The sequence below is a fragment of the Halorubellus salinus genome (genome assembly GCF_020567525.1).
In the GTDB taxonomy this organism is placed as follows: Archaea; Halobacteriota; Halobacteria; order Halobacteriales; family Natrialbaceae; genus Halorubellus; species Halorubellus salinus.
The window spans coordinates 1-24,585 of record NZ_JAJCVI010000004.1; the positions used below are offsets into that span (position 1 = coordinate 1).

The following is a 24,585-nucleotide window of genomic DNA, read 5'->3' on the forward strand; positions in this document are numbered from 1 at the left end:
GGCGGCCAGAGCGGTGGGGTGACACCCGTACCCATCCCGAACACGGAAGTTAAGCCCATCTGCGTACCGGGGAGTACTGGAGTGCGCGAGCCTCTGGGAAACGCGGTTCGCTGCCTCGCATTCATATCTTGAAGCCTGCCATCCCCTTTGGGGGTGGCGGGCTTTTCGTCTTTAATGGGGAGTGGTGATGCTGTCCGTGGATTGTGTGTGTTTGTGTTCGCGGAGTGGCGACGCTGACCGTGGATTGTGCTGTGTGTTTGTGTTCGCGGAGTGGCGACGCTGTGCTGGGTTGTTCTTGGGGTGGCGATGTTGTGGTGGGTTGTGTGTAGTCGGACGCGACGCCAGCTGCGAGCCACGCCCTCCCCAGCCGACACTGCTCGGCCGGGCTCGCGGTGCTCGCCCGGGCCGAGCGGTGTCCCTCGCGTGTGTGTGCGCGACCCCGCTTCCCGGTGGTCGCGGGTCGCGCTCGCTCGCGCGCCGTGCTGATGGTTGGGGGTGGTTTCGTGAGGGTGTTCCGCTATGCTTAAATTCGGTGAGTCGGTAGGTGTAGATGCGCCAAGGTGGCAGAGTCCGGCCGAACGCAGCGGCCTGCAGAGCCGCACCCCCGCCGGTTCAAATCCGGCCCTTGGCTTCTTCGTGTGTTGGCTGGTGAGCGCGAGCTGTGTGGTTGGTGGTCGTGTGGTGGGTTCGTCGTGGTGAGTTAGAAACCGTTATACCGAGTGCGTACTTCGCTTCGGTTATGCAACGACGAGCAGCGGCGGCGTACATCGCGTTCTTCCTCGTGATCGCTGCCGGGTCGTACGCGTTCATTGCGACGGCGGACGCGCCTGCGATCACGATCAGTGGTGATGATGTCCGCGAGATCGAGGCGGGCGATACTGTCACTGTGGATGACCGGACGTATACGGTCGCTGAAGTGAAGGCTGAACAGCAGGAGGGTGGTGATCACGGTGGTGGTGGTGGCCTCAAGTACACTATCCGTTTCGAGTGGACGAACGATTCTGCCCGGTATACGGAGTCGTGGGCGGCGAATTCGACTATCGAGTTCGAGAATCAGACGCGTCGCGTCCTGGTGGAGAACGGGACGGATCGCTTCGAGCTTCGGTGGGAGCCGACGGCGCAGTTCCGGCCGGCGTGGAGTGAAGGGGTTCTCTATATCGACAGTGAACCCGAGCAGGGTGGTCGCCAGGACGTTGCGGTGACGTCGTATATCGCGAACTCGTCGAACGAGTCGGTGCAGCCGGTGCGGTTCTCGGAGAGCGATTCGTTCGAGCGTGCTGGGAACCGGACGACGATCGCGAGCGTCTCGAATACGAGTGTCGTGCTGGAGTGGACTGCGCCGCGGACGAATTCGTTCTCGACGACGAACAATCAGAACCTCTCGTTGAACGAGCAGCCGTACGTCGTTCACTTCAAGAACAACGACACTGTTCTGCTCGGTGAGGGGCAGGCTGCGCGTGAACAGCTCCGGGATTCGATCCGGATGAATGACCGGTTCCACGACCGTATCAATGGTGTCTGGGGTGTGACGATCGGGAGTGGGAGTACGCTCGTGCTCCTCATCGCGCTGGCGTTCCTCCCGCGGAAGGAGTGACTCGGGGTTCGTTCCCCGTCGATGGTTGCTCGCGGTCTTCTCGGTCGATTGTCGATGGTCGTTCGCTGCTGCTGTGACTCGCAGCGGTCGGACTACGGCGACCGCCCCGCTGCTCGTCACGTTCGTTCCTCGCGGAAGCGGGCCGGGAGGGACTTGAACTGAAGCGAGACGGTCGCCCTCGCTTCGCTCGGGCGCTGCGACTCGCAGGGTTCAAGTCTCGGTGGCGGCTCCGCTCGTCACGTTCGTTTCCCGAAGCGCGAACGCTTCGACGTCCCGCTCACGACGCTCGCGGGACCCTCGCGGAAGTGGGCCGGGAGGGACTTGAACCACGGTCACTTTGCTCGCTCCGCTCGCTTCGCTCCCTGATTCAAGTCCTCCCGCGTCCGAGTCGCGCTGCTCACCGTCGTTCGCAGCGCGACGTAGCGGGCCGGGAGGGACTTGAACCCCCGACCGTCTGGTTAAAAGCCAGACGCTCTGCCGGACTGAGCTACCGGCCCTCGTTCCTGATTTTCGGACCCGTGTATTTAAGGGTTGTCGATACAGGGGAGAACGCTTAGGGCGGTGCTGGGTGAGCGTTCGTGCATGGATGGTTTCGAGGTGACGGAGGCGGGCGAGGTGCGGTCGATGCTTTCGTCGTTCGTGGAGTACGCGTCGACGCCCGGTGAGGAGGCGGCGGTCGTTGCGTGGTTCGAGCGATGCCTCGACGACTGGGGGTTCGAGACGGTGACGTGGGACGCTGATGCGACTGTGCTTGCGGGACATCCGTCGTTCCCGGACGACCCGACGGAGATCGACGTCGATGGTCGGCCGAGTGTCGCTGGTGTCCTCGAGGTCGGGGACCCCGAGGTGGGGCGGACGCTCGTATTGAACGGGCACGTGGACGTCGTTCCTGCAGGGGAGGGGTCGTGGTCGAGTCCGCCGTTCGAGGCGACGTGGTCGGATGGGGCGGTGACGGCGCGTGGCGCGGCCGACATGAAGGGCGGGTTGGTCGCGGCGGCGTTCGCTGCGCGCGCGGCCGTGACGCGAGTTCGTGACCGTGGACTCGATGGTCGTGTCGTCGTCGAGGGGGTTGCGGGCGAGGAGGAGGGTGGTATCGGGGCGGGGATGGCGGCGCTGGAGTCGCCGTACGAGTTCGAGCGGGATGCGTGCATCGTCGCGGAGCCGACGGAGTTGGCGTGCGTGACTGCGGTCGAGGGGAGTCTGATGGGTGAGATCACGTTGGAGGGGCGGAGTGCGCATGCGGCGACGCGGTGGCGGGGGGAGAGCGTCCTCGATCACTTCGAGCGCGTTCGCGAGGGGCTGCGGGCGTTCGAGCGCGAGCGCGACGACGCGGTGACCGATCCGCGGTACGAGCGGTTCCCGATCAAGTGGCCGGTGAACGTCGGGACGGTGCGTGCGGGCGAGTGGGCGTCGTCGGTGCCGGCGGCGTTGTCGGCGGGCGTCAGGGTCGGCGTTGCACCCGGTGAGACGGTCGCTGGCGTCGAGGAGGCGCTCCGCGAGCGGCTGCGGCTGGTCGCGGACGCGGATGCGTGGACGCGCGAGCATCCGCCGGCGTTCGAGCGTGACGGTATCCAGTTCGAGGCGGCGGCGGTCGATGCGGACGAACCCGTGGTCGATGCGCTCCGTGGGGCGATGCGCACTGCGGGGTTGGACGACGAGCCGCGCGGGGCGACGTACGGTGCGGATTCTCGACATTACGTCGCGGCGGGGATTCCGACGGTGTTGTTCGGGCCGGGGAGTATCGACCAGGCGCACTTCCCGGACGAGACGATCTCGCTCTCGGAGGTCCGTGCGGCAGCGGACGTGCTCGCGGACGCGACGGTCGAGTTCCTCGCGAACGAGTAGGGTCAGCGGCGGGCGTCGGTCTCGTAGCGGTCGGGTGCGTACGCGGCGAGTGCGTCGGCGAGGACGCTACCGGGGGGTCGGCTTTCGAGTGCGGCTTGCCGGCGGAGTTCGCAGTAGGCTGCTGGTGGGATGGTGACGTCGAGGTGTCCGGGCGTGACGCCGTGTGCGCGGAGGGCGTCCTCGATGGGGGTGTCGTCGTCGACGCTGCTGGCGATGGTGCGGACGTCGCGCACGGTGAGGTCGGCGTCGAGGATCGCCCAGGCGAGGTGGAAGCGTGCTTCGCCGGCGAGGCGGGCGACGTGTTTCGCGGCGGTCGGCGCGATGTCGCCGCGCGCGACGTGCAGGCGGACCGAGCGCGGGAGGTCGTGGACGCGCGCCCATTTCCGGATGAAGGAGACGCTGGCGGCGCCGTCGGTGCGTTCGGCGGCGATCTTGTACGAGCCGACGCCGCGGACGAGTGCGGCGCAGGCGGCGGCGCCGCGGAGGACGTAGACGTGGTCGTCGTCGCCGACGCTGCTCGTCGCGAACCGGGCGACGGTTTCGGCGGCGAGCGCGACGCTCTCGGGGTCGTCGGGGTCGAACTGGACGGCTTCCTCGGGGGTCTGCCCCGTGACGTCGGGGTCGCCGCGGATGACGGGCTTCCCGACTGGTGATTGGCGGTCGGCGCGGGGAGCGTCCTCGTCTGGCATCGACCTGTGGTTGGGGGCGTGGCGAGAAAAGTCGTGGGTGCTAGTCGTCGCGCGTCTCTGAGAGGTGCTCCCAGATCTCGGTGCAGCCGGCGCCGGGCTCGACGTCGCGGAGGTGTGCGTCGTCGCGGTCGCCGTCGTGGTCGTCGCTGGTGGCTGGGCCGTCTTCGACGGACTCCGGTTCTGCTTCGACGGACTCGCGTTCCGGGTCGGTGGGTTCGGATTCTGTGTCGGTGGGTTCGGTGGGTTCGGGTTCGGCCATCGTCATGTGTCCTCGTCGTGGAGTTCGGGTGCGACGTCTGCGGGCGCTGTGACGCTGGTGGGTCTCGTGGTCGCGTGGTGGGGGTGGTGCTGGTGGTCGTCGGGTGGATCGTCGGCCGGCGTGTCGGTGGGGGTCATCGGGTCGTCGTATGTGGTGGGTGTGGTTAAACGAGTTCGTGGCGTCACTCGTCACCGGGGCTCCCGGGTACCGGACGATGTTCCCGGTATCTCGGTCGGTCGAGGTGGTGGCTAATCGCGTGCCGTGAGCGGGTTCGTGGTGGTTCGTGGTGTCGTGGACGGCACGGAGGTTTGCGGGCCCCGACGAGACCTAATGCGCGCGGTGTCGAGGGTGGGTATGCCGACTGAATTGCGCGTGCTCGACGATGGTGCGTGGGTGTCCGTCGATAACGAGCGGCGGGTGCCGACGAGCGACGTCTGGCGGTTCGCGGCGACGGATTTCTGTGCGTGTGCGACCGCGTTCGTGCTCCTGGAGGCGTTCACGGACGTGGGCGTCCAGGGCTGCGAGGTGACGGTCGACGGCGTGGGTCGGTGCGTGGATTGCGGCGAGAAGCACGCGTTCTCGGGGCTGGGTGTCGGCCGGGTACTCGAGGGCTCGTTCCGGCCGTATCCGCCGGATGGGGTGCGTGCGGGGAGCGAACCGACGGTCTGAGTCAGGTGAGGTCGACGGGCTGTGTCGAGCCGGGTCGGCGTGTGCAAGTTTCTCCGCTTTTGGGGAGTACCGGGGAGGTATGACGAGACGATTGCGGGTATGACCCCGTGACGCGTGGCTTCGGGTACGAATGGCGACGGACGTCGAGGAGTGGAAGGCCGAGGTGTACGGGACGGACATCCGCGAGCACGTCGAGCGCTTCGCCGAGGAGGGCTGGGCGTCGATCCCGGACGAGGAGCGCGACGCGTGGTTCGAGCGGTTCAAGTGGTACGGGTTGTACCACCAGCGCGCGGGCCAAGAGTCGTACTTCATGATGCGCATCGGGACGCCCGGTGGCGTGCTCGAACCCGGCCAGCTCCGGGTCGTCGGCGAGGTCGCGAAGGAGTACGCGACCGGTCCCGTGTCGAACCCCGAGTTCGGGGACGCGTGGGCGGACTTCACGACCCGGCAGAGCATCCAGTTGCACTGGATCAAGGTCGAGGACATCGTCGACGTCTGGGACGAACTCGAGAGCGCGGGCCTGTCGACCGTACAGGCGTGCGGTGATTCCTGGCGGAACATCGTGTCGTGTCCGGTCGCGGGGAAGGACGCCAACGAGCACGTCGACGCCCTGGCGACGGTGCACGAGTTCCAGCGGGAGTTCAAGGAGAACGACCGCTACAGGAACATGCCCCGGAAGTGGAAGGTCGCGGTGACGGGGTGCCGTGAGGGCTGCGGGCAGGGCGACATCAACGACCTGGCGTTCGAGCCGGCGTCGAAGGACGGCGTCGACGGGTACAACGTCCGCGTCGGCGGTGGGTTGGCGCGCAACGAGCCGCGGCTAGCGCGGGACATCGACGTGTTCGTGCCCCACGAGCGGGCGGCGGCGGTCGCGGACGGGATGTCGGCGCTCTTCGAGGAGTACGGGAACCGCGAGGATCGGTACTCGGCGCGCATCAAGTTCCTCGTCGACGAGTGGGGCGCGGAGAAGGTCCGCCGGGTCCTCGAGGAGGAGTTCGTGGACTTCGAACTCCAGTCGGCGGGCGAGGGCTTCCGGGAGTCGTACAGTTACAACGCGGGTCGGGACGGCGACGGGCACGACGACCACGTGGGCGTGCACTCGCAGGCGGACGGGACGAACTACGTCGGGTTGAACGTCCTCGTCGGGCGGATGGGCGTGGACGATGTCCTCGAGCTCGCGGACCTCGCGGACGAGTACGGGAGCGGCGAGGTGAGGCTCACGCAACGCCAGAACGTCGTCGTCACCGACGTCCCGGACGAGGACCTCGACGACCTCCTCGCTGCGGACCTGCTCGACGACTACGAGCCCGACCCGAGTCCGTTCATGCGTGGCTCCATCGCCTGTACTGGGACCGAGTTCTGTTCGCTCTCGATCGTGGAGACGAAGAACCGGATGGTCCGGTACGCGCGCCACCTCCGCGATACCGTCTCCCTCCCCGACGAGGTCGAGGACTTCCACGTCCACCTCTCGGGGTGTACGGCATCCTGTGCGCAACCGCAGATCGCGGACGTCTCCCTCAGGGGGATGAAGACGCGGAAGGACGGCGAGCCGGTGGAGGCGTTCGACCTCGGGCTCGGCGGTGGGCTCGGTGAGAACCCGCGGTTCGCGGACTGGGTCGGCGAGCGCATCCCGGCGGACGAGGTCCCGGGCGCCATCGCGAACCTCGTCGAGACGTACGAGCGAGAACGCGAGGGCGCGGAGACGTTCAGGGACTTCGTCGAGCGCCACGACGAGAGCGACCTGGAGGACCTCGTCGAGCCCGAGGAGACGAGCTACGAGGACCCGATGATGCACAACACGAAGCGCACGTGGTACCCGTACGCCGAGGACGACGACATGGCGGCGTCGCCCGCGCCGACGGACGGCGACGGCGTCCCGCTGGACGCGGCGACCGGGGACGACTCGGCGCCCGCGGACGACTGATGACGGGAGCGACGCCGACGTTCGCGGGGGTGCGGTGATGGTCGGACGACTGATGAAGGTGAACGCGTACACGACGCTCGACCTCGTCGACTGTCGGGTCCGCACCGCCGACGACGAGGCCGCAGGGCTCGGCGTGGCGAACGCGACGAGTGCGCGCGAGAACCCCGAGCACGTCCGGCTCCGGTTCGAGGCGGACGGGCAGCCGGAGGGCGTGGCGGCGCACGTCGACGAGCTCGAACTCGACCCCGAGCAGGCGCGCGCGCTCGCTGCCGACCTGGAGTCCCACGCGGCGAAGGTCGAGGCTGCTCGGAGCGGCGAGCACGGCGACTGAGTGGGCGTCGTCGACGAGTGCGTTCAGTCGCCGTGGACGAGGTCGGTGACGTCGTCGGAGAACTGTGGGCGGAGCGTGAGTCGGGCGTCACAGCGCGGGCAGTGGACGGCGACGCCGTAGCTCCGCTGGCGTTCGGTCCAGTCGCCGTCGACGGGCGCGGTCCGGTCGCAGTCGGGACAGAAGAGCGTCGCTTTCGGTGGCGTCGCTGGAGGCGGGTCGTCGCTATCGCGTCGCTGGAGGAGGTCTCGGGCGGTCATGGCTGTGGCTAGTGGCTGGAGAAGCATAAGTTCCCTCTGAGCGTGTTTCACCATGGCAAGCGTCGCGCTCACGTGGCTGGAACTCGGGGTTCTCGAGCGGTCAGCCGAGGGTGACGTCGAGGTAGAGCATGACGACGACGCCGACCATGAGGCCGGCGGTGGCGATGCGTTCGTGGCCGCCCTGGTGGGTCTCGGGCACGATCTCGTCGCTGATGACGAACAGCATCGCGCCGGCGGCGAACCCCATCGCGTACGGCAGGAGGGGGGCGACGAGCGTGACGGCGAGCGCGCCGAGGAGACAGAGCGGTATCTCGACGAGCCCGGAGCGGACGCCGGTGAAGACGGCGTACGCGCGCTTGTCGAACCCGGCGTTGATGGCGGCGACGGAGACGGCGAGGCCTTCGGGGACGTTCTGGATGCCGATAGCGAGCATGAGCGCGAGCGCGTCCGCGAGCGCTTCGGTCCCTTCGGCGCCGGTGGCGTTCGCGGCGTTCCCGAACCCGACGCCGACGGCGAGCCCTTCGGGCATGTTGTGGAGGGTGATGGCGAGGATGAAGAGGACGACGCCGGCGACCTTCGACTCGTCGACGGGCGTCTCGCTGGCGTCGTACCCGACGTCGTCGCGGCGCTTCCCGGTGAGGAGGTAGTGCGCGTGGGGCACGAACCGGTCGGCCTGGTCGAGGAAGGCGGCGCCCAGCAGGACGCCGACGAGCACGGGGATGGGGTCGCCGCCGGCGGCGTCGATGCCGGGGAGGATGAGGCTCGTGAACGCCGCGGCGAGCATCACGCCCGCCGCGAACCCGAGCGACCCGTCGAGCGCGCGCTCGCTCGGGTCCTTCACGAACAGCACGAGCGACGCCCCCAGGAGGTTCAGGCCCGCGATGACGAGCCCGCCGACGAGCGCCTGCACGAGGAGGCTGTCGCCGACGAGTTCGACGAACAGGTCCGTGGCCGCGGTCATTCGAATCGAGCGACGCCCGCCGAGGCCTTCAAGCTATTGCGCGTCGTGCGACGGGGAGACGACTTCGATCTCGAACCGACGTTCGAGCGTCTCCTCGCCGTCCAGTGCGCTGACCGCGACCGCGTACTCGCATCGACCGGGGGTCTCGTCCGCTGCGACGTCCACGGGGACGCTGACGGTGACGTCGCATCGTCGCTCCCACGTCCATATCTGCGGGTAGGAGTCCATCACGCCGGCGGTCGGTCCGGGGTCGAGGGTGGCGTCGTTCAGGTGAAGTGCCACGCCCGGGGTCTCGTGACAGTACGCGGTGAACTGGAAGCGCTGTATCCCAGTCGTCCGGACGAGGACGGTCGCGCTGGCGCCGGCTTCGACGGTCGGTTCGTCGCCGTCGACGTCGAGTTCGTCGTCGTCCGTTCGAGTCGTTCCACCGGATGCGTCCAGACAGCCGGCGCTCGCGCCGACCGCGAAGGTGCACGCACCGGCGAGGACGTCGCGGCGCTCCATACTTGACGTAGCGCCGGCAGCCGCAATAACGTTCTCCATGCTGAAACGTCCGTTTTCGTCACGCGAGCCCTGGTCGCCCGCATTTCGGTGGCGCGGGTCCCGTCAGGCGGCGTCGTCGAGGCTCGCGACTTCGTCGTCGCTCAGGTCGATGCCGCTGGCGGCGACGTTCTCCTCCAGGTGCTCGATGCTGCTCGTGCCCGGGATGGGGAGGATGACGTCGCTCGTGTGCAGGAGCCAGGCGAGCGCGATTTGCTCGCGCGTCGCGTCGTGTGCGGCCGCTATCTCGTCGACCGCCTGGTCGTCGTCGAGGTCGCCGGCGGCGAGGGGATACCAGGGGATGAACCCGGCGTCGTTGTCCTCGCACCACTCGAGGACGTCGCGCTCCTCGCGGTAGGAGAGGTTGAAGCGGTTCTGCACCGTTGCGATGTCGACGACGTCGCTCGCACGTTCGAGCTGCTCGACGCTGTAGTTCGACACGCCGACGTGACGGATGACGCCCTCGTCCTGGAGTTCGGCGAGCGCGTGCAGGGAGTCCTCGACGTCGACGTCGGGGTCGGGGCGGTGATGCTGGTAGAGGTCGATGCAGTCGACGCCGAGGCGGTCGAGGCTCGCGAAGTGCGCGTTCTTCAGGTAGTCGGGGTCGCCCATCGGCTTCCACTCGCCGTCGCGGTTCCGCAGGAGGCCGCCCTTCGTCGCGACGAACACGTCCGGGTCGTCGTAGGGATGCAGCGCTTCGCGGATGAGGCGCTCGCTGACGCCGGGGCCGTAGGAGTCCGCGGTGTCGACGAAGTCGACGCCGAGGTCGGTCGCGTGGTGGAGGACGTCCCGCGCGGCGGCCTCGTCCTCGGGCGGGCCAGTGATGCCCTCGCCGCAGAGGCGCATCGCCCCGAACCCGAGCCGATGCACCTCGTCTGTCCCGCCGATTGCGAACGTGTCGGAGTGATTCTCGACCATACCGAGTGGTCGCTCGCCGACGGGGTAGGCGTTTCCCAACCCCCACGGTGATGCCGGCTTCGAATCGGCGGCTGCGTGTCCGTTCGTGGTGCCGCGAGGCGAGCGCCCTTGAACGTCCAGCCCCTCGATTGGGGTATGAGTGGTTGGTCCGAGTCAGACGTGCCGGAGTGCAGCGAGATGACGGTGGTCGTGACGGGCGCGAACAGCGGTATCGGGCGGGAGGCGACGCGGGCGCTCGCGGCGCGTGGCGCGACGGTCGTGATGGCGGTCCGGAGCGTCGACCGCGGGCGCGACGCCGCCGAGGGCATCCGCGACGAGATCGCCGAACGCGGGACGGCGACGCCGGGGAAGCTCGACGTCCGCGAGTGCGACCTCGCGGACCTCGAATCGGTCGCGTCGTTCGCCGACCGCGTCCGCGAGGACTACGACGCCGTCGACGTGCTCGCGAACAACGCGGGCGTGATGGCGATCCCGTACGCGGAGACCGCGCAGGGGTTCGAGAAACAGTTCGGCGTGAACCACGTCGGGCACTTCGCGCTCACCGAGGCGCTCCTCCCGCTGCTCGCGGCGAGCGACGGCGAGGCGCGCGTGGTCACGCAGTCGAGCGGCCTCCACGAGCGCGGCGACATCGACTTCGAGCGGGTTCGGCCGCGGACGGCGGACCCCGTCGACGAGCCCGAGCGCGGGTACGACGAGTGGGCGGCCTACGGGCAGAGCAAGCTCGCGAACGTGCTGTTCGCGCGCGAGCTCGATCACCGCCTCGACGACGCTGACGTCGAGGGCGTGACGAGTACGGCGGTGCATCCAGGGTACGCGGCGACGAACCTCCAGAAGCGCGGCCCCGAGGAGCGCGGCTCGGTCATTCGGAAGTACATGATGGAGGTCGCGAACGCGGTGTTCGCGCAGTCCGCGGCCGACGGCGCGCTCCCGCTCCTGTACGCCGCGACCGCGCCCGACGTCGCGGGCGGCGCGTACTACGGCCCCGGTGGCTTCATGAACATGCGCGGCAGTCCCGAGCGCCAGGAGCCGAGCGCGCGAGCGCTCGACGACGACCTCGCGCGCCGCCTCTGGGAGGCCAGCGAGGAACACACCGACATCAGCTACGAGTTCGACGCGCTCGCCGCCTGAGCGCGACGGGACGCCAGTTCGTCCGTCTCGTCACTCGCCGGCGGCGCAGTTGTTCGGCCCGAGTTCCAGTTCGAACGCTTCGCTGTCGTCGACCGCTTCCTGGCCGAGGTTCGTGGCGATGATGCGCTCGTAGTTGTTCGGCCGCGGGGGCATGCCGTCGAGGATGGCGTCGACGAAGTCCTCGCGGTCGCGCTCGAACGCGGGCAGGCGCTCGCGCAGGGCTCCGACCGTGGCCGCGTACGTCCCGTCGGCGCGGGGTTTCGCGCTCTCGCTCGTGTGCCCGGGCGCGACGAGGACGTCGTCGTCGAGTGCGGCGATCTCCTGGATGGTGTCGTAGAGCTGGCGCGCGGCGTCCTCCGCGCCCGCGTCGCCCTCTTCGAGGTCGGGGCGCGCGACGCTGTCGGTGAATATCGTGTCGCCGGTGAGGAGGACGTCGCCGACGCGGTAGCCGAGGGTCTCGCTCGTGTGACCCGGGAGCGCGACGGCGTCGACGGTCGCCGACCCGACGGCGAGTTCGTCGCCCGCCGAAATGTAGTCGGCGTCGCCCGCGTAGCCGCGGTCCTCGGCGCCGGCGGGGACGAGCGCGGTGGCGTCGGTGGCGTCGGCGACGGTGGCGACGCCGGAGACGTGGTCGGCGTGCACGTGCGTGTCAACGGCGGACACGAGCGCGGCGTCGCGGTCGTCGGCCGCGGCGACGTACTCGTTCGCGAACGCCCGCAGCGGGTCGACGACCATCGCCTCGCCGTTCGAGACGATCACGTACGCGAGACAGCCCGAGCTGGGGCGGTGGAACTGCACGACCTCGACGCCCTCGGGGAGGTGCTCGCTCGGGAGCGACTGGGACTCGTAGAGGCCGGCCCAGCCGCGCATCCCGTCGTCGAGCGCGACGATGTCGTAGCCCTCGTCCGCGAGGAACTCGGCGACGTACAGGCTCGACAGGCCCTTCGCGCAACAGGTCACGATGGGGTCGTCGTAGGACTCGGGGAGCGCGTCGACGAACGACGTGGGCGCGCTGGTCGCGGGGTCGTCGCCGTCGATGAACGCCGTGAACGGGACGTTGATGGCGGTGACGGTGTCGCCGTCGATGTGCCACGTCTCGTAGTCGTCGGGGCGGCGCGTGTCGAGGACGACGACGTGCTCGCCGGCGTCCAGTCGCGCCTTCAGTGTGCTCGCTGTGATCTCGGGGACGACCGCGTCGACGGTGGGGAACTGCTCGGTCATGTACGGGAGGACGCACCCCAGACAGAAAAGTGCGACGCGGACAATACCGGTGCGGCGTCGTCGTCGGGTTCCGCGACGGCTGGTTCGCCGTCGGTCGTCGCCGGACGTGCTCGCGTCGGCGATCGGTGGTCGGCGAAGACGCGGGTGCGTCGGCGATCGACAGTGGTCGCGTCAGTCCTCCAGCGACCCCCGGAGAACCTTCGCGGCGGTGAGGACGGGGTCCCAGACCGGCGAGAACGGTGGGGCGTACGCGAGGTCGGTGCGTTCGAGGTCGCCGACGGTCATGCCGGCTTCGAGCGCGGTGGCGACGGTGTCGATGCGGACGGCGGCGCGGTCGGTGCCGGCGATGGCGCCCCCGAGCAGGCGTTCGCTCTCGCGGTCGGCGACGAGCGTCACCGTCGTCTCCGCTCCCCCCGGGTAGTACCCCGAGCGCGACCGCGTCGTTATCGTCTCCTTCACGGGGTCGAACCCGTAGTCGCGGGCTTCGTCGAGGTCGGTGATACCGGAGCGTCCGACCTCCATCTCGAAGGCCTTCGTGACGGCGGTGCCGGCGACCGTGCCGACGGGTTCGCGGTCCGCGGGCGAGACGCCGCCGTGCCCGCCAGCGTCGCCGTCGCTACCGGTGTCGTGGTCGGTGCGGGCGACCGTGGTGCCGACGGCGCGCCCGGCGCGGTTCGCGGTGAGGCCGAGGGGCACCCACGTCGACTCGCCCGTGACGGCGTGGGTCATCTCGGCGCAGTCGCCCGCGGCGTAGACGCCGTCCACGGACGTCGCGCCGAACTCGTCGACCGCGACCGCGCCGCTCTCGCCGAGCGCCACGGGCGTGTCTTCGAGCAACCCGGTGTTCGGGGCGATGCCGATGCCGACGAGCGCGAGCTCGCAGGACAGCGTCGACCCGTCCGCGCACGTGAGGCCGCCGACGCGCCCGCTCCCGTCGTCCTCCAGCCGCCCGACCTCGGTGTCGAGGTGGAGGGTGACGCCGTGCTCGCGTAGCGTCTCCTCGACGCGTTCGGCGATGGGGTCACCGAACGATTCGAGGACGTGACTGGGGCGCTGGAAGAGGTGGACGTCGAGGTCGTGTGCGCTGAACGCTTCGGCCATCTCCACGCCGACGTACCCGCCGCCGACGATGGCGACGGTCTCCGGGGGTTCGAGCGCGCCACAGCGCTCGACGCGCTCGCGGTCCACGTACGCCTCGCCGCCGACGGCAGCGAGGTGGTCCGCGTCCGTGTCCATGAGGAGCGCTCTCGTCGCGGCGGCGTTGTCGAGCCCGTGCATCGGGAGTGCGGCGTCGAGCTCGTGACCGTCGATGGGGTCGGTGACGGCGTGCGCGCCCGTCGCCACGAGCAGGTCGCTGTACGGTTGCTCGAACTGCCCGTCCGGGCCGTCGACGCCCACCGTCCTCGCGTCGGTGTTCACGCCCGTGACCTCGTGCTCGCGCCGCAGGTCCACGCCGCGCTCGTCGACTTCCTCGGGCGACAGCGACAGGAGGTCCTCGAGCGTCTCGACGACGCCCTCGACGAAGTACGGCGTCCCGCAGTGCGCGTACGATATCCAGCGTCCCTTCTCGAACACGACGACGTCACGCTCGGGCGCCTCGCGTTTGGCCTTGCTCGCGGCACTCAATCCTGCGGCGTCACCGCCGACGACGACGAACGGGTCCGGCATACCCCAGCGTGCGCGTGCCAGCGACAATATCCTTCCCCCGGAATCGCCCGCCGCGCGCACGACCGCGGGCCGCCCTCGGCGCGCTCGCCGGCGGGCTGGGTAGCGGGCTGGGTCGGTCCGACGGGCGGCGACCGTTCCCGGCGTCAGACGACGGCGTCGCTGGAGTCGACGGGCGTCACGGAGTAGTCGACGGTCGTGGTGCCCTTGGTGGCGCGGACCTTCCCGACGAACGCGGAGATCTCCTCGAGGCTGCCTTCGAGCACGAACAATTCCATGCACTGGTGGTCGCCGACGTGATTGTGGAAGTTCGACTTCACGAGACCCTCGTACTCGTGGCGGAGGTTCATCATGCGTTGCTCGGCGTTGCTCGTCTCGAAGTCGAAGAGCACGGTGATGACGCCGATGAGTTGGCGGTCCTCGAGTTGCTTGTCCTCGAACTCGCCGAGCAGGTTCCGCGCGCCCTCGCGGAGGACCTCCGACCGGCCCGTGTAGCCGTGTTCGTCGGCGAACTCGTCGATTCTGTCGAGCAGTTCCTGGGGCATCGAGACGCTCGCAACCGTCATGATACTAACGGAGGTGCTTTCAGTTAATAAGGATTGGTAATCCCGCGGCGGTCGACCCGTCCCGCGGGTGGATTCGAGGTCAGGCGGTGCCGGAGCCGTCGCCGGGTTCGTCGGCGCGCTCGTGGCCGGCCCAGCCGGCGGCGAACGCGAGGACGCCGACGACCGCGCCGGCCGCGACCGCGGTCGTCGTCTCCAGCGACACGACGTCGACGTAGACGACGGCGCCGACGGCGACGAGCGCGAGTCCGAACGCGCCGACCGCGTCGACCGCCCAGCGCGCCGGCCCGGCGAGCTCCTCGACGAGGAGCGCGACGACGACGAACGCGAGGATGGCGGCGAGCGCGCCGGCGCCGACGCCGACGATGCCCGCGCCGATGTCCGCGGTGGGCGCGAGTGCTTCGATGACCGCGACGGCGACGACGCCGAACGCGACCACGGCCGACCCAGCGGCGACGAGGAGACGGTGGAGTAGCATGACTGGAGAGACGCGTCCCAGCGTCAAATAGACCGAGTACAGGTCTCAAACCCCGAGAAACGCACGATGCGGGCGTCTTTTCGGGACCGCGCGCTCGGCGTCGGTCGGGCAAGCGATCGCTTCTCGGAGTCGGTCAGACGAGCCGTCGTTTCTCGACGGTCACGCGATAGACGGTGCCCTCGTACTCGACGTACACCATCGCTGCGACCACCTCGTCGCTGGTGGAACTGACGCCACCCGGCAGCGACGCGACGGTCCGGTTCAGCGTCCCGAACTGCTGCTCCGAGACGGTGACGAGCGCGTAGCCGTCCGCGTCTTCGGCGGCGCGGGACAGCGCCTCGTGCACCGCGTCCACGTCGGCGAGTTCCGGCGCCGACGCGTCCACGGTCGACGCGTTCCCCGGTGCCATGTCGGTGGCTGCCGCGGCCACCGAGTACTCGACGCTCGTTCCTGGGCCACCACCCGGGCCGGCCTGGCAGCCGGCGAGCGCGACGACGAGGACGGTGAGGACGGCGGCGTGACGAAGCCGGTGCACAGCCCCGCTTTCGTCGACTGGCGTGTAAAAGCTCCTGCCTCGAAATCCCGGCCAGGCTCCGGCGTCCGCTACGGCCAGAGCCCGCGGGTCGCGTGCGCGTCCGCGACCCGGGAGAGCGCGACGACGTACGCCGCCTCCCGCCACGTCACGTCGCGAGCCTCGAACTCCTCGCGGACGCGACCCCAGGCCGACTGCATCTCCGCGTCGAGCTCCTCGTGAACGCGCTCCAGGCTCCACGTCCGACGGTTGATGTCCTGGAGCCACTCGAAGTAGCTGACGGTGACGCCGCCCGCGTTCGCGAGGATGTCCGGGATCACCGGTATCCCGCGCGCCGCGAGCACCTCGCTCGCGCCGCTGGTCGTCGGCCCGTTCGCGCCCTCCACGACGAGGTCGGCGGTCACGTCGTCGGCGTTCTCGGTCGTCAGGACGTTCCCGACGGCCGCGGGGACGAGGACGTCGACGTCCAGTTCGAGGAGTTCGTCGTTCGTCACGGTCGCCGGCGCGTCGTGGCCGAGCACCGCTTCGGGCTCCTCGTCGTGGGTCGGGATGGCGTGCGTGTCGAGCCCGTCCGGGTCGTAGATCCCGCCGTTGACGTCGCTGACGGCGACGACGTTCGCGCCCCAGTCGTCGAGGAGGCGCGCGGCGTTCGCGCCGACGCTCCCGAACCCCTGGACGGCGACGGACGTCCCGGCGAGGTCGTCGCCGTAGTACTCGACCGCCTCCCGCGCGACGAGCGCGACGCTCCGCCCGGGCGCCGAATCCCGGCCCTCGCTCCCGCCGACGACGGGCGGTTTCCCGGTGACGACGCCGGGCGTCGTCTCGCCCTCCTGCATCGAGTACGCGTCCATCAGCCACGCCATCGTCTGCGGAGTCGTCCCCATGTCCGGCGCGGGGATGTCCGTGTTCGGGCCGATGACGTCCCGGAGCTCGCCCGCGAACCGGCGCGTCAGCCGCTCTAACTCCGCGTCGCTGAGCGATTTCGGGTCGACGGCGACGCCGCCTTTCGCGCCGCCAAAGGGCAGGTCCATGACGGCGCACTTCCAGGTCATCCACATCCCGAGGCCGACGCACTCGTCGCGCGTCACGTCGGGGTGGTATCGCAGGCCGCCCTTGAACGGGCCGCGGACGCTGTCGTGCTGCGCGCGATACCCCGTGAAGACGTCGACGGTGCCGTCGTCGCGCTCGACCGGGACCGTCACCTCGTGGACGGCCTTCGGGTGCGCGAGGCGCTCGACGATGTTCTCGTCGACGTCGAGCAGGGTCGCGGCGCGCCGGAGCTGTCGTCGCGCGGTCTCCAGCGCGGACTCGGGCTCCGAGCCGTCGCTCGCGGCGGCCGCGTCGTCGTTCGTGGTTGATGTCGACGCCATCTCACTCGAGGGGCGTTCGTCGGTTCCGGAGCGCGCCCGCGCAGTCGGGGCACGTTCCAGGGTTGTCTTCGGCGACGACGATACTACCGCACTCGAAGCACTCGTACGGCGACGCTTCGTTCGGGTCCTGTCGTACGTCTTTCATGGTTACTCGAGCACCGCGTGGGTCGGCGTCCTCGCTTCGTCCGCTCGGCCCGCGCCACGAGTGCTCGCCCCGTCCTACCAGCCCACCGCAGGAGTGCTCGGTCGTTGGTCATCGAACCCCGCGACGAGATGGGGGTTGACGTCTAAACCCGCGAGGGTTCGACCCCGGACTCGCCGCCCGTGAGGCAGTCACGGTTCTGGCGGCGTCACCGGCGCGTGGTCGTCGACGAGCGCCGCGAAGAGCTTCCGCTGGACGGTCCGGACGTGCTGGTAGAACGCCTGCGGGGACACACCAAGCGAGTCCGCGACCGCCTCGCCGGTCGCCTGCCGCGGCGACTCGAAGAACCCGCTGTAGTACGCGGTCTCGAGCACCTCGAGCTGTCGGTCCGTCAGGCGGTCCAGCACCGTCGCGTAGAACCCGTGCTCGGACGGCTGGTCGCGCGTCTGCTTCGACGCGAGTTCCACGTCGTCGAACCGCTCCTCGACGAGGCGCGTGACGTGGCGCGCGTCGACGCGACCCGGCACGTCGACGGTGAGCGTCGTTCCCCCAGGGCTCGACTCGACGCGGTGGACGACGACGCCGTGGTCGGCGAACTCCGCGGCCAGGAACGGCCCCGCGAGCGCGAGCCGGACCACGCCACCGTCGTCGCCGCCGGCCATCCGCCGAGCGTCCTCGACGCCGGCTAGCGACGACGCGGCGTCGACGACCGCGTCCACCGGTGCGCCCTCGACGGACGCGAACACCTGACTCCCCGTCGCAGTCTGCCGGACGCCGCCCTCGTACGCGACCGTGCAGTCCGCGGCCGCGGCGAGGTCGGCGAGCACGAACGAGCGGTCGGCGACCGCGAACTCGACGCGCGTCGTCGACGCCGTGAGGAGCGCTCGCTTGCGCTCGCTCGCGCTGATGGCGGCCGCTATCGTCTCCGCGAGCTCGGCGAGCACCGTCCGTATCGTCTCGTCGAACGCATCCGGCGTCTCCGCGTACACCGTCAGGACGCCGTGGGTCACGTCGTTGTACGCGAGCGGGACGCTCAACACCGACAGGAAGTTCCGCGCGAGCGCTTCCTTCCGCCAGGCGGCCGCACGCAGGTCCGCGGCGACGTTCTCCACGACGCAGGGCTCGCCGGTCGCCGCCGCGCGCCCCGCCGGGTCGACGCCCGCGTCCGCGACGTCGACCGTCCGCGCGTCGAGGTAGTCGTCGTTCGCACCCGCCCACGCCGCCGGTTCGACGGTGTCCGTCGTCGCGTCGACGCGCCCGACCCACGCGAACCGGAAGCGGTCGTCGGCGGTCAGGTGCTCGCAGACCGTGTGATCTATCTCCTCGCGCGTCTCCGCGGCCACGAGCGCCTGGTCGATCTCCCGGATCGTCTCGTTGATGCGGTTCAACGCGGTGAGCTCGTCGTTACGCGCCTGGAGCTCTCGGTCCTGCCGGCGGAGCCGGGACTCCCGACGCACGCGGTCGAGCGCCGCCTCCGCGGTCGCCGCGAGCAGGTCCGCGAGCTCGCGCGTGACGTCGTCGAACGCGCTCACGTCGGTCGACCCGGCGACGAACACGCCGTGGTTCCCCAGGGGGATGTACGCCGCACTCCGGAGGTCCGTCGCGGGGTTCGCGAGCCGGTCGGCGTCGTGGACGTCGTCGAAGAACAGCGACTCGTTCTCGACGAAACTGTAGCTCGTCAGGTCTCGGCCGTCGGCCTGGACCGACGGGAGCGCGCCGTGGACGTCCCGCATCGCTCGCGTGTGCGCGGCCGGCCGCAGGTGGTTCTCGTCGGCGTCGAACAGGTACACGGCGCTGGCGTCGAGGTCGAGGACCGACGCGGTGTCGTCGACGACGTGTTGCGCTATCTCCTGGTCGGTCTCGGCGTACAGGAAGTCCCGCGCGGTCTCCTGGAGCGTGGCGAGCGCCTGCTCGCGTTGCTTTCGCTTCGTGATGTCGCGGCAACTGTAGAGGATGGTGCCGTCCTGGATGGCGACCTCGCGGACGTTCACGAGGAGCGTGTGCTCGCGCCCGGCCTTGTCGGTCGCGGTCGTCTCGATGTTCTTCAGGACGCCGTCGTCCGCGAGTGCCTCGCGGTCGAAGAGGTCCTCGCCGAGGAGCGCGTCGATCGTCCCGAGGTCGCGGATCTCGTCGGCGTCGTACCCGAAGATGAAGTGGACGTTCGGGCAGACGTACGTGTACTCGCCGGCCTCGTCCGTGATGAGGACGGTGTCGGTCATGTTGTTGAGCGTGACGCGATGCAGTTCCTCGGACCGCCGGAGGTCGCGTTCGAGCGCGACGCGGTCCGCGATGTCGACGCCGTCGACGACGACGGCGACGAGGTCGCCGCGGTCGTCGGTGACGGGGCGCGCTGACAGTTCGACGACGCCACCGGTCGCGTCGTCGTCGCGGACGACGACGGCGTGCCCGAACTCGCCGTCGAGCGCGGTCTCGACGATCCGATGGACGTCCTCGCGAGCGCCCGCGTCGTCGCTCGCGTCGTGGTCGGTGGCGAGCGACGGCGTGGACGCGCCCGGGTCGGGGCCGACGCTCGCGGGCGCGTCGGTCCACCACGGGAGCGTCCAGAACGGGTCGCCGACGAGCGCGTCGACGTCGGCGTCGACCGCGTCGCGGGCGGCGCCGTTGACGCGAGCGAGCGCGCCGTCGGGGTCGAGCACCCACGTCGCGGTGCGGTCGTCGTGGAAGATGGCGTCGAACTGGTGGGCGCGGTCGCGGCGCGTCCGCGACCGGCGCGCCGCCCGTATCGCGCGCTCCGTGCGTTCGAGGACCGCGTCGATGCCTCGGTCGGTGGCGACGTCTCGGTCGTCGTCGACGGCGACGTACTCGGTCGCGCCCGCGGCGACCGCGTCGCTCGCGAGCGCCTCGCTCCCGTCGGTCGCGGCGAGCACGACGGGGAGCGTGGTCGTTCGGCCGCGGACCGCGTCGACGAGGTCGACGACGGTCGCGTCCTCGGGGGCGTCGTCGGCGAGGACGGCGTCGACGTCCTTCGCGGCGAGCGCGCCGAGGGCGTCCTCGCGGGTTCGAACGCGGTCGACGGTCGCGGCCGTCCGGTCGCGGAGTGCGGCCGCGAGCGTCGTCGTCCACGTCGTCGTCCCGACGAGGAGGAGCGTCGACGCGTCCAGTACGGTCTCGCTGTCTGTGGTCGAGTCGTGCATGCTGGGGGAACCTGCGTGGGGGACGCGGGCGCGATGCGTGCGTCTCGACTCGCTCTAGCGTCCTCGCGACTATAACCCTCGGTATTGACATCGAAACCCCTCGAACCGAGACGGGTTTACAGTTAAACCAGCGGCTGTGCGGGGCTGCGAGGGGTCAGATCGAGACGACGTCGCCGACTGCGGGCGCGCTCGCGTCGTAGCCGTCCGCGCGGAGGTCCTCCGCGAAGCGCTCGCAGTCGTCGCCGTGGTTCACGAGCACCTCGCTCTCGCGGTACGCGTCGAGGAACTCGCGGAGCCCGGCCTCGTCGGCGTGCGCGGAGAAGTCGTACTGCTCGACTCTGGCGCTCACGGGCATCCGGCGGCCGTCGAACTCGGCGCTCCCGGTCTCCAGGAGGTCGCGGCCGGGGGTGTCCTCGACCTGGTAGCCCGTCATCGCGACCAGGTTCGTCGGGTTCCCCGCGACCTCGGGGACGTACGTCATCGCGGGCCCACCGGAGAGCATCCCGCTCGTCGTGACGATGGCGGCCTTCTGCTGGCAGATGCGCTTGCGCTGCCCGTCCCGGCCCGTGACGAAGCGGGCGTGACTCGTCGCGCGCTGGAGGGCGTCCGCGTCCCGGACGAACCCCGGGTAGTTCCCGAGCATCCGCGTCACGTCCTTCCCCATGCCGTCGACGTAGCACGGGACGTCGTGCGCGTCGCACACGAGGAGCATCTCCTGGGTGCGCCCGATGGCGAACGCCGGGACGACGACGGTCCCGCCCTCCCACAGGGTCTCCTCGACGGACTCGACGAACCGGCGCTCGACCTCGCTCCGGGCGTCGTGACTGACGCCGTAGTACGTGGACTCGCAGAGGACGACGTCGGCGTCCGGGCGCGCGGTCGTCCCCGAGACCAATCGTTGAGCGTCCACGTGGAAGTCGCCCGTGTAGAGCAAGCGCGTGTCCCCGTCGTCGACGAGGACGTGCGCGCTCCCGGGGATGTGGCCGGCGTTGAAGAACGTCACCTCGTAGCCCGCCGCCTCGAACGGTTCGCGGTAGCCGTGGGTCTCCGAGACCTGCGTGAGCCGCTGGACGTCGGTCTCGGTGAACGGGCACTGGAGGGTGCCGCCGTGGAGCTTCAGGGTGTCGCGGGCGAGGGTGAGCGCGAGCTCTCTCGTAGGTGGCGTCCAGTGCACTGGCGGACGCGCCGTTCCGGAGAGCAGGGCGGGGACCGCGCCGGCGTGGTCGAGGTGGCCGTGGGAGACGACGACCGCGTCCGGGTCCGGCGTCTCGATTGGCGTCTGCATCGGCGTGCCCGTCAGCAACCCGAAGTCCAGGAGGAGCGAGTCGTCGACGAGGATGGCGCTCCGACCGACCTCGCGGGCACCACCGAGGAAGCGAACGTCCATGCTGCGTTGAGAGAGCGAAGTCACCGGAGGCACTTGCGTTCGTCGCTCCCGGACGCCGTAGCGTCGCGGTCAGTCGTCGGCCGGTCCGACGTCGGGGAGGCGCGCTGGGTCGATGCTCGGCGGGGCGTCGTCGTCGCCGGCGCCGGTCGTGACGATGAGGCGCATCCCGCGACGCACGCTCATGTCTATCTCGTGGACCTGGTCCTCGGGGAGGAGGACGAGGCGGCCCGCGGTCGGGTTCGGGCTGTTCGGGAGGAAGACGTTGTACACCTCCCCGCCAACGAACTGCTCGACGGATTCGGGGCTCTCGCCGGTGACGAGGCCGATGGAGTACACGCCCTCGCGCGGGTACTCGACGAGGACGACGCTCTCGTAGGCGGTGTTGCGTTCGACCAGCGAGTCCGCGACCTGACGGATGCCGCCGTAGATGGTGGAGACGAGCGGGATGACGTTCACGACCCGGCCGACGCGCCCGAACAGCTGTCGGCCGACGCTCATGTTCGCGAGGAACCCGAGGAGGACGACGCTCCCGACGATGAGGACGACCGCGAGGAGCTGCGCGGCGACCTCGACGTTCCCCGTGTACTGCGTGAGTCGCGTCCCGGCGACGACGGGGTTGACGAACTGCAGCGACCAGTTCACGAGCAGCCGCAGGACGTACAGCGTCAGGGCCAGTGGCGCGATGAGGATCATCCCCGAGACGAAACTACGCTTCAGCGCGTTCGTGACTCGCATACTGGCGTGTAGCCCCGAGCCCTGTAAACCGTGTCGGGCCCTTTGATGGGGCTCGTGGACGACGTGGACGTATGAACGCCGTCACGACGCTCGTTCCGTCGCTCGTCGCCGTGGTCGTCCTCGTCGCAGTCAGTGCATTGTTCTCCAGCAGCGAATCGGCGCTGTTCTCGCTCTCGGACGACTGGGTGACGGGACTCACCGCGGACGGCGAGACGACCGACGAGCGCGCCCTGGACGCACTCCTCGAGGACCCGCATCGGTTGCTCGTGACGATACTCGTCGGGAACAACGTCGTGAACGTCGCCATCTCCAGCATCGTCACGCTACTCGTCGTCGAGTTCGTGCCCTCGGGCGTCGCGGTCGTCGTGGCGACGCTCACTGCGACCGTCCTCGTGCTCGTGTTCGGCGAGATAGTCCCGAAGGCTTACGGGCTCGGGCACGCCGAAACCTGGAGTCTCCGGGTCGCTCGTCCGCTCGCGCTCGTCGAGCGCGCGCTCGGCCCGGTCGTGACGATGTTCGACGCGAGCACGCGTCGGCTGACCGCGCTCGTCGGTGGAGACCAGCGCATCGAGGAGCCGTACCTCGACGAGTGACCCCCGCGGTCGAGAGCGGCCGGCTCGCTCGCGAGTCGGTCGACGCCGCTAGTTCAGCGTCCAGAACCCGGCGGTGAGGTACGTCGCGAACAATACCCACGCGAGGTAGGGGAGCATGAGGGCGGTCGCGCGGCGGTCGACGCGGTCGAACAGCGCCATCGTCGCGAGGATGGCGGCGTCGAGCGCGAGGATGACCGCGAGCCCTGCCGCGGGCGACCGTGCGCCGAAGAACGCGAACGACCAGGCGACGTTCAGTGCGAGCTGGACGCCGAACAGCGCGAGTGCGCGGTTCCGGACCGGGTGGTCGCGTCGCCGATAGACCAGGTAGGCGGCCGCGCCGATGGCGGCGAACAGCACGGTCCACACCGGCCCGAACACCCACGACGGCGGCGTCAGCGGCGGCGCGGCGAGCGTCGGGTACCACGACGCGACGTCGCTCGCGGTGAACGCCGCGGGAACGATGCCTGCGAGCTCCGCGACGACGATAGCGGCGAGGAGGCCGGGGACGTCCCCTCGACCGAGGTCGTCACCGACGGACGTCGTGCCCATACCGCTCTAGACGCGTTCCTTCCGCATAAAACGAGCGTGCAAGCGGCGAGGGGATGGGCGACAGCCGGGCCGTTCCCGCGGAGTCGTTCACCCGGCGACCGGGGTTCGCGCTCGCCGAGTCGATGGAATTACTGTCGCCGGCACCCTGACTGGAGGCGTGTACCAGGGGTCGCGTCGCGCGGTCGTGAATCCGGTGAGTGGCAGTGGCGACCACGCGGACTACGTCGAGCGCCTGCTCGTCGGGCGCGGGTTCGAGGTCGAACGCACCCAGGGCGAGGGTGACGCTGTCGCGTTCGGGCGCGACGCGGTCGCGGACGGCGTCTCGGAGGTCTGCGTCTGCGGCGGCGACGGCACCATCAACGAGGTCGTTCGCGGGCTCGCGGACGCGGGCGGACTCGGGGACGTGACGCTCTCGGTCGTCCCGGTCGGCACCGCGAACCTCCTCGCGGGGAACGTCGGCATCCCGGACATCCGGCGGGGCGTCGAGATCGCGGACACGGGCGACGTCCGGAGCCTCGACGTGGGGTTCGCGGACGGTCAACCGTTCCTCGTCTCCACCATCGCGGGGTTCCCAGCGGACGCAAGCCTCTCCGCGAGCAGCGACCTGAAGGCGCGCCTCGGCCCGCTCGCGTTCGTCGTCACGGGCGCACAGGAGGCGATAGAGTGGAACGGCATCGACATCGAACTCGAGGCCGTCACCGACGCGGGAACCGAGGAGTGGACGGGCGAGGCGCTCTGTCTCCTCGTCGGGAACGCGCGCCGGTTCGTCGCCGAAGGCGGACAGGGCGACATGGAGGACGGCGCGTTCGACGTGGCGGTCGTCGAACAGATGCCGGCGGCGAACGTCGTCGCGGAGGCACTCGGCCAGCGTCTGCTCGGGCAGGATACGCCGGGCGTCACGCACCTGCAGGCGAGCGAACTCCACGTCACCGCCGACCACCCCATCCGGTTCAGTCGCGACGGGGAACTCGCCGAGCACGACGGCCTGAACCTGTCGGTGCGCGAGGGCGCGCTCGACCTCCGCGTCGGCGACAGCTACGAACCCGACCCCGTGTAAAAAGGAACGGCCCGAGTGTGGCG

Annotated in this window: 25 protein-coding genes, 2 tRNA genes, 1 rRNA gene and 1 pseudogene; 10 read left to right on the forward strand and 19 right to left on the reverse strand. The window is 69.9% G+C overall.

What is annotated here, in order from left to right:
- The 3 genes from rrf to LI336_RS11150 form a co-directional block, all read left to right on the forward strand.
- Positions 1-119 (forward strand): 5S ribosomal RNA (gene rrf, locus LI336_RS11140); the annotation flags it as partial.
- Positions 120-554: 435 nt separating this feature from the next.
- Positions 555-631 (forward strand) — tRNA-Cys (locus LI336_RS11145).
- A gap of 108 nt (positions 632-739) precedes the next feature.
- Complete coding sequence (locus LI336_RS11150; RefSeq protein ID WP_227133217.1) at positions 740-1,594, forward strand: head-tail joining protein; 855 nt, start codon at positions 740-742, stop codon at positions 1,592-1,594.
- 423 nt (positions 1,595-2,017) lie between these two features.
- On the opposite strand, the gene LI336_RS11155 is transcribed toward LI336_RS11150, so the two are convergent.
- Positions 2,018-2,091, reverse strand: a tRNA-Lys gene (locus LI336_RS11155).
- A gap of 85 nt (positions 2,092-2,176) precedes the next feature.
- On the opposite strand from LI336_RS11155, the gene LI336_RS11160 reads away from it, so the two are divergent.
- On the forward strand, positions 2,177-3,439 hold the full coding sequence (locus LI336_RS11160) for a M20/M25/M40 family metallo-hydrolase (protein ID WP_227133218.1): 1,263 nt from the start codon (positions 2,177-2,179) through the stop codon (positions 3,437-3,439).
- A gap of 2 nt (positions 3,440-3,441) precedes the next feature.
- On the opposite strand, the gene LI336_RS11165 is transcribed toward LI336_RS11160, so the two are convergent.
- The 3 genes and pseudogenes from LI336_RS11165 to LI336_RS20165 form a co-directional block, all read right to left on the reverse strand.
- Entirely contained in the window at positions 3,442-4,128 is a 687-nt protein-coding gene (locus LI336_RS11165) for a DUF7119 family protein (protein WP_227133219.1), read from the reverse strand.
- Positions 4,129-4,168: 40 nt separating this feature from the next.
- Positions 4,169-4,270 (reverse strand): annotated as a pseudogene (locus tag LI336_RS20555) (DUF8595 family protein); the annotation flags it as partial.
- Between the two features lie 119 nt (positions 4,271-4,389).
- Positions 4,390-4,524, reverse strand: a complete 135-nt coding sequence (locus tag LI336_RS20165; RefSeq protein ID WP_264475405.1) for a hypothetical protein — start codon at positions 4,522-4,524, stop codon at positions 4,390-4,392.
- A gap of 217 nt (positions 4,525-4,741) precedes the next feature.
- On the opposite strand from LI336_RS20165, the gene LI336_RS11175 reads away from it, so the two are divergent.
- The 3 genes from LI336_RS11175 (at position 4,742) to LI336_RS11185 (ending at position 7,311) form a co-directional block, all read left to right on the forward strand.
- On the forward strand, positions 4,742-5,056 hold the full coding sequence (locus tag LI336_RS11175; protein WP_227133220.1) for a DUF8134 family protein: 315 nt from the start codon (positions 4,742-4,744) through the stop codon (positions 5,054-5,056).
- Positions 5,057-5,186: 130 nt separating this feature from the next.
- Positions 5,187-6,980, forward strand: a complete 1,794-nt coding sequence (locus LI336_RS11180; RefSeq protein WP_227133221.1) for a nitrite/sulfite reductase — start codon at positions 5,187-5,189, stop codon at positions 6,978-6,980.
- Between the two features lie 37 nt (positions 6,981-7,017).
- Positions 7,018-7,311, forward strand: a complete 294-nt coding sequence (locus tag LI336_RS11185) for a DUF6360 family protein (protein WP_227133222.1) — start codon at positions 7,018-7,020, stop codon at positions 7,309-7,311.
- Positions 7,312-7,334: 23 nt separating this feature from the next.
- Here LI336_RS11185 and LI336_RS11190 read toward each other — a convergent pair whose 3' ends face one another.
- The 4 genes from LI336_RS11190 to LI336_RS11205 all read right to left on the reverse strand — a co-directional run bounded on the left by LI336_RS11190 (position 7,335) and on the right by LI336_RS11205 (position 9,987).
- Positions 7,335-7,568 carry a DUF8106 domain-containing protein gene (locus tag LI336_RS11190; protein WP_227133223.1) on the reverse strand — a complete coding sequence of 78 codons (234 nt, stop codon included), beginning with the start codon at positions 7,566-7,568 and terminating at the stop codon, positions 7,335-7,337.
- Positions 7,569-7,668: 100 nt separating this feature from the next.
- Complete coding sequence (locus LI336_RS11195; RefSeq protein ID WP_227133224.1) at positions 7,669-8,529, reverse strand: ZIP family metal transporter; 861 nt, start codon at positions 8,527-8,529, stop codon at positions 7,669-7,671.
- A 33-nt stretch (positions 8,530-8,562) separates the two neighbouring features.
- Positions 8,563-9,033: a hypothetical protein gene (locus LI336_RS11200; RefSeq protein WP_227133225.1), complete on the reverse strand. Its 471-nt coding sequence runs from the start codon at positions 9,031-9,033 to the stop codon at positions 8,563-8,565.
- Between the two features lie 102 nt (positions 9,034-9,135).
- Positions 9,136-9,987 (reverse strand): aldo/keto reductase, encoded by an 852-nt coding sequence (locus LI336_RS11205; protein ID WP_227133226.1) that lies wholly within the window; start codon positions 9,985-9,987, stop codon positions 9,136-9,138.
- Between the two features lie 135 nt (positions 9,988-10,122).
- Here LI336_RS11205 and LI336_RS11210 point away from each other — a divergent pair, with 135 nt between their 5' ends.
- A complete protein-coding gene (locus LI336_RS11210) occupies positions 10,123-11,115 on the forward strand; it encodes an oxidoreductase (RefSeq protein ID WP_227133227.1) in 993 nt (330 codons plus the stop codon).
- Positions 11,116-11,145: 30 nt separating this feature from the next.
- Here LI336_RS11210 and LI336_RS11215 read toward each other — a convergent pair whose 3' ends face one another.
- The 10 genes from LI336_RS11215 to LI336_RS11260 all read right to left on the reverse strand — a co-directional run bounded on the left by LI336_RS11215 (position 11,146) and on the right by LI336_RS11260 (position 22,363).
- Positions 11,146-12,336 (reverse strand): MBL fold metallo-hydrolase, encoded by a 1,191-nt coding sequence (locus LI336_RS11215; protein ID WP_227133228.1) that lies wholly within the window; start codon positions 12,334-12,336, stop codon positions 11,146-11,148.
- 171 nt (positions 12,337-12,507) lie between these two features.
- Positions 12,508-14,004, reverse strand: a complete 1,497-nt coding sequence (locus LI336_RS11220) for an FAD-dependent oxidoreductase (RefSeq protein ID WP_227133229.1) — start codon at positions 14,002-14,004, stop codon at positions 12,508-12,510.
- A 143-nt stretch (positions 14,005-14,147) separates the two neighbouring features.
- Positions 14,148-14,567, reverse strand: a complete 420-nt coding sequence (locus LI336_RS11225; RefSeq protein ID WP_227133230.1) for a CopG family ribbon-helix-helix protein — start codon at positions 14,565-14,567, stop codon at positions 14,148-14,150.
- A 79-nt stretch (positions 14,568-14,646) separates the two neighbouring features.
- The gene (locus tag LI336_RS11230) at positions 14,647-15,042 is read right to left on the reverse strand and encodes a DUF8147 domain-containing protein (protein WP_227133231.1); all 396 of its coding nucleotides are present in this window, start codon (positions 15,040-15,042) and stop codon (positions 14,647-14,649) included.
- Between the two features lie 133 nt (positions 15,043-15,175).
- Entirely contained in the window at positions 15,176-15,577 is a 402-nt protein-coding gene (locus tag LI336_RS11235) for a hypothetical protein (protein WP_227133232.1), read from the reverse strand.
- A 68-nt stretch (positions 15,578-15,645) separates the two neighbouring features.
- A complete protein-coding gene (gene gdhB, locus LI336_RS11240) occupies positions 15,646-16,944 on the reverse strand; it encodes a glutamate dehydrogenase GdhB (protein WP_227133233.1) in 1,299 nt (432 codons plus the stop codon).
- 1 nt (position 16,945) lies between these two features.
- A complete protein-coding gene (locus LI336_RS11245) occupies positions 16,946-17,089 on the reverse strand; it encodes a rubrerythrin-like domain-containing protein (protein ID WP_227133234.1) in 144 nt (47 codons plus the stop codon).
- 188 nt (positions 17,090-17,277) lie between these two features.
- The gene (locus tag LI336_RS11250) at positions 17,278-20,241 is read right to left on the reverse strand and encodes a bacterio-opsin activator domain-containing protein (RefSeq protein ID WP_227133235.1); all 2,964 of its coding nucleotides are present in this window, start codon (positions 20,239-20,241) and stop codon (positions 17,278-17,280) included.
- 154 nt (positions 20,242-20,395) lie between these two features.
- Positions 20,396-21,628, reverse strand: a complete 1,233-nt coding sequence (locus LI336_RS11255) for an MBL fold metallo-hydrolase (protein ID WP_227133788.1) — start codon at positions 21,626-21,628, stop codon at positions 20,396-20,398.
- 69 nt (positions 21,629-21,697) lie between these two features.
- Entirely contained in the window at positions 21,698-22,363 is a 666-nt protein-coding gene (locus LI336_RS11260) for a DUF502 domain-containing protein (protein WP_227133236.1), read from the reverse strand.
- A 71-nt stretch (positions 22,364-22,434) separates the two neighbouring features.
- On the opposite strand from LI336_RS11260, the gene LI336_RS11265 reads away from it, so the two are divergent.
- Complete coding sequence (locus tag LI336_RS11265) at positions 22,435-22,956, forward strand: DUF21 domain-containing protein (protein ID WP_227133237.1); 522 nt, start codon at positions 22,435-22,437, stop codon at positions 22,954-22,956.
- Positions 22,957-23,004: 48 nt separating this feature from the next.
- Here LI336_RS11265 and LI336_RS11270 read toward each other — a convergent pair whose 3' ends face one another.
- A complete protein-coding gene (locus tag LI336_RS11270; protein ID WP_227133238.1) occupies positions 23,005-23,505 on the reverse strand; it encodes a TspO/MBR family protein in 501 nt (166 codons plus the stop codon).
- 193 nt (positions 23,506-23,698) lie between these two features.
- Between LI336_RS11270 and LI336_RS11275 the strand changes: the two genes are divergently transcribed.
- Complete coding sequence (locus LI336_RS11275; RefSeq protein WP_497007372.1) at positions 23,699-24,562, forward strand: diacylglycerol/lipid kinase family protein; 864 nt, start codon at positions 23,699-23,701, stop codon at positions 24,560-24,562.
- Positions 24,563-24,585 lie beyond the last annotated feature (23 nt).

Bases quoted from the DNA above. Each gene is read 5' to 3' on its own strand.
- LI336_RS11200 (WP_227133225.1), bottom strand. From the start codon at position 9,033: ATGGAGCGCCGCGACGTCCTCGCCGGTGCGTGCACCTTCGCGGTCGGC.
- LI336_RS11205 (WP_227133226.1), bottom strand. From the start codon at position 9,987: ATGGTCGAGAATCACTCCGACACGTTCGCAATCGGCGGGACAGACGAG.
- LI336_RS11245 (WP_227133234.1), bottom strand. From the start codon at position 17,089: ATGAAAGACGTACGACAGGACCCGAACGAAGCGTCGCCGTACGAGTGC.
- LI336_RS11220 (WP_227133229.1), bottom strand. From the start codon at position 14,004: ATGCCGGACCCGTTCGTCGTCGTCGGCGGTGACGCCGCAGGATTGAGT.
- LI336_RS11250 (WP_227133235.1), bottom strand. From the start codon at position 20,241: ATGCACGACTCGACCACAGACAGCGAGACCGTACTGGACGCGTCGACG.
- LI336_RS11160 (WP_227133218.1), top strand. From the start codon at position 2,177: ATGGATGGTTTCGAGGTGACGGAGGCGGGCGAGGTGCGGTCGATGCTT.
- LI336_RS11185 (WP_227133222.1), top strand. From the start codon at position 7,018: ATGGTCGGACGACTGATGAAGGTGAACGCGTACACGACGCTCGACCTC.
- LI336_RS11215 (WP_227133228.1), bottom strand. From the start codon at position 12,336: ATGACCGAGCAGTTCCCCACCGTCGACGCGGTCGTCCCCGAGATCACA.
- LI336_RS11260 (WP_227133236.1), bottom strand. From the start codon at position 22,363: ATGCGAGTCACGAACGCGCTGAAGCGTAGTTTCGTCTCGGGGATGATC.
- LI336_RS11190 (WP_227133223.1), bottom strand. From the start codon at position 7,568: ATGACCGCCCGAGACCTCCTCCAGCGACGCGATAGCGACGACCCGCCT.
- LI336_RS20165 (WP_264475405.1), bottom strand. From the start codon at position 4,524: ATGACCCCCACCGACACGCCGGCCGACGATCCACCCGACGACCACCAG.
- LI336_RS11270 (WP_227133238.1), bottom strand. From the start codon at position 23,505: ATGGGCACGACGTCCGTCGGTGACGACCTCGGTCGAGGGGACGTCCCC.
- LI336_RS11165 (WP_227133219.1), bottom strand. From the start codon at position 4,128: ATGCCAGACGAGGACGCTCCCCGCGCCGACCGCCAATCACCAGTCGGG.
- gdhB (WP_227133233.1), bottom strand. From the start codon at position 16,944: ATGGCGTCGACATCAACCACGAACGACGACGCGGCCGCCGCGAGCGAC.
- LI336_RS11180 (WP_227133221.1), top strand. From the start codon at position 5,187: ATGGCGACGGACGTCGAGGAGTGGAAGGCCGAGGTGTACGGGACGGAC.
- LI336_RS11265 (WP_227133237.1), top strand. From the start codon at position 22,435: ATGAACGCCGTCACGACGCTCGTTCCGTCGCTCGTCGCCGTGGTCGTC.
- LI336_RS11195 (WP_227133224.1), bottom strand. From the start codon at position 8,529: ATGACCGCGGCCACGGACCTGTTCGTCGAACTCGTCGGCGACAGCCTC.
- LI336_RS11175 (WP_227133220.1), top strand. From the start codon at position 4,742: ATGCCGACTGAATTGCGCGTGCTCGACGATGGTGCGTGGGTGTCCGTC.
- LI336_RS11150 (WP_227133217.1), top strand. From the start codon at position 740: ATGCAACGACGAGCAGCGGCGGCGTACATCGCGTTCTTCCTCGTGATC.
- LI336_RS11210 (WP_227133227.1), top strand. From the start codon at position 10,123: ATGAGTGGTTGGTCCGAGTCAGACGTGCCGGAGTGCAGCGAGATGACG.
- LI336_RS11255 (WP_227133788.1), bottom strand. From the start codon at position 21,628: ATGGACGTTCGCTTCCTCGGTGGTGCCCGCGAGGTCGGTCGGAGCGCC.
- LI336_RS11230 (WP_227133231.1), bottom strand. From the start codon at position 15,042: ATGCTACTCCACCGTCTCCTCGTCGCCGCTGGGTCGGCCGTGGTCGCG.
- LI336_RS11225 (WP_227133230.1), bottom strand. From the start codon at position 14,567: ATGACGGTTGCGAGCGTCTCGATGCCCCAGGAACTGCTCGACAGAATC.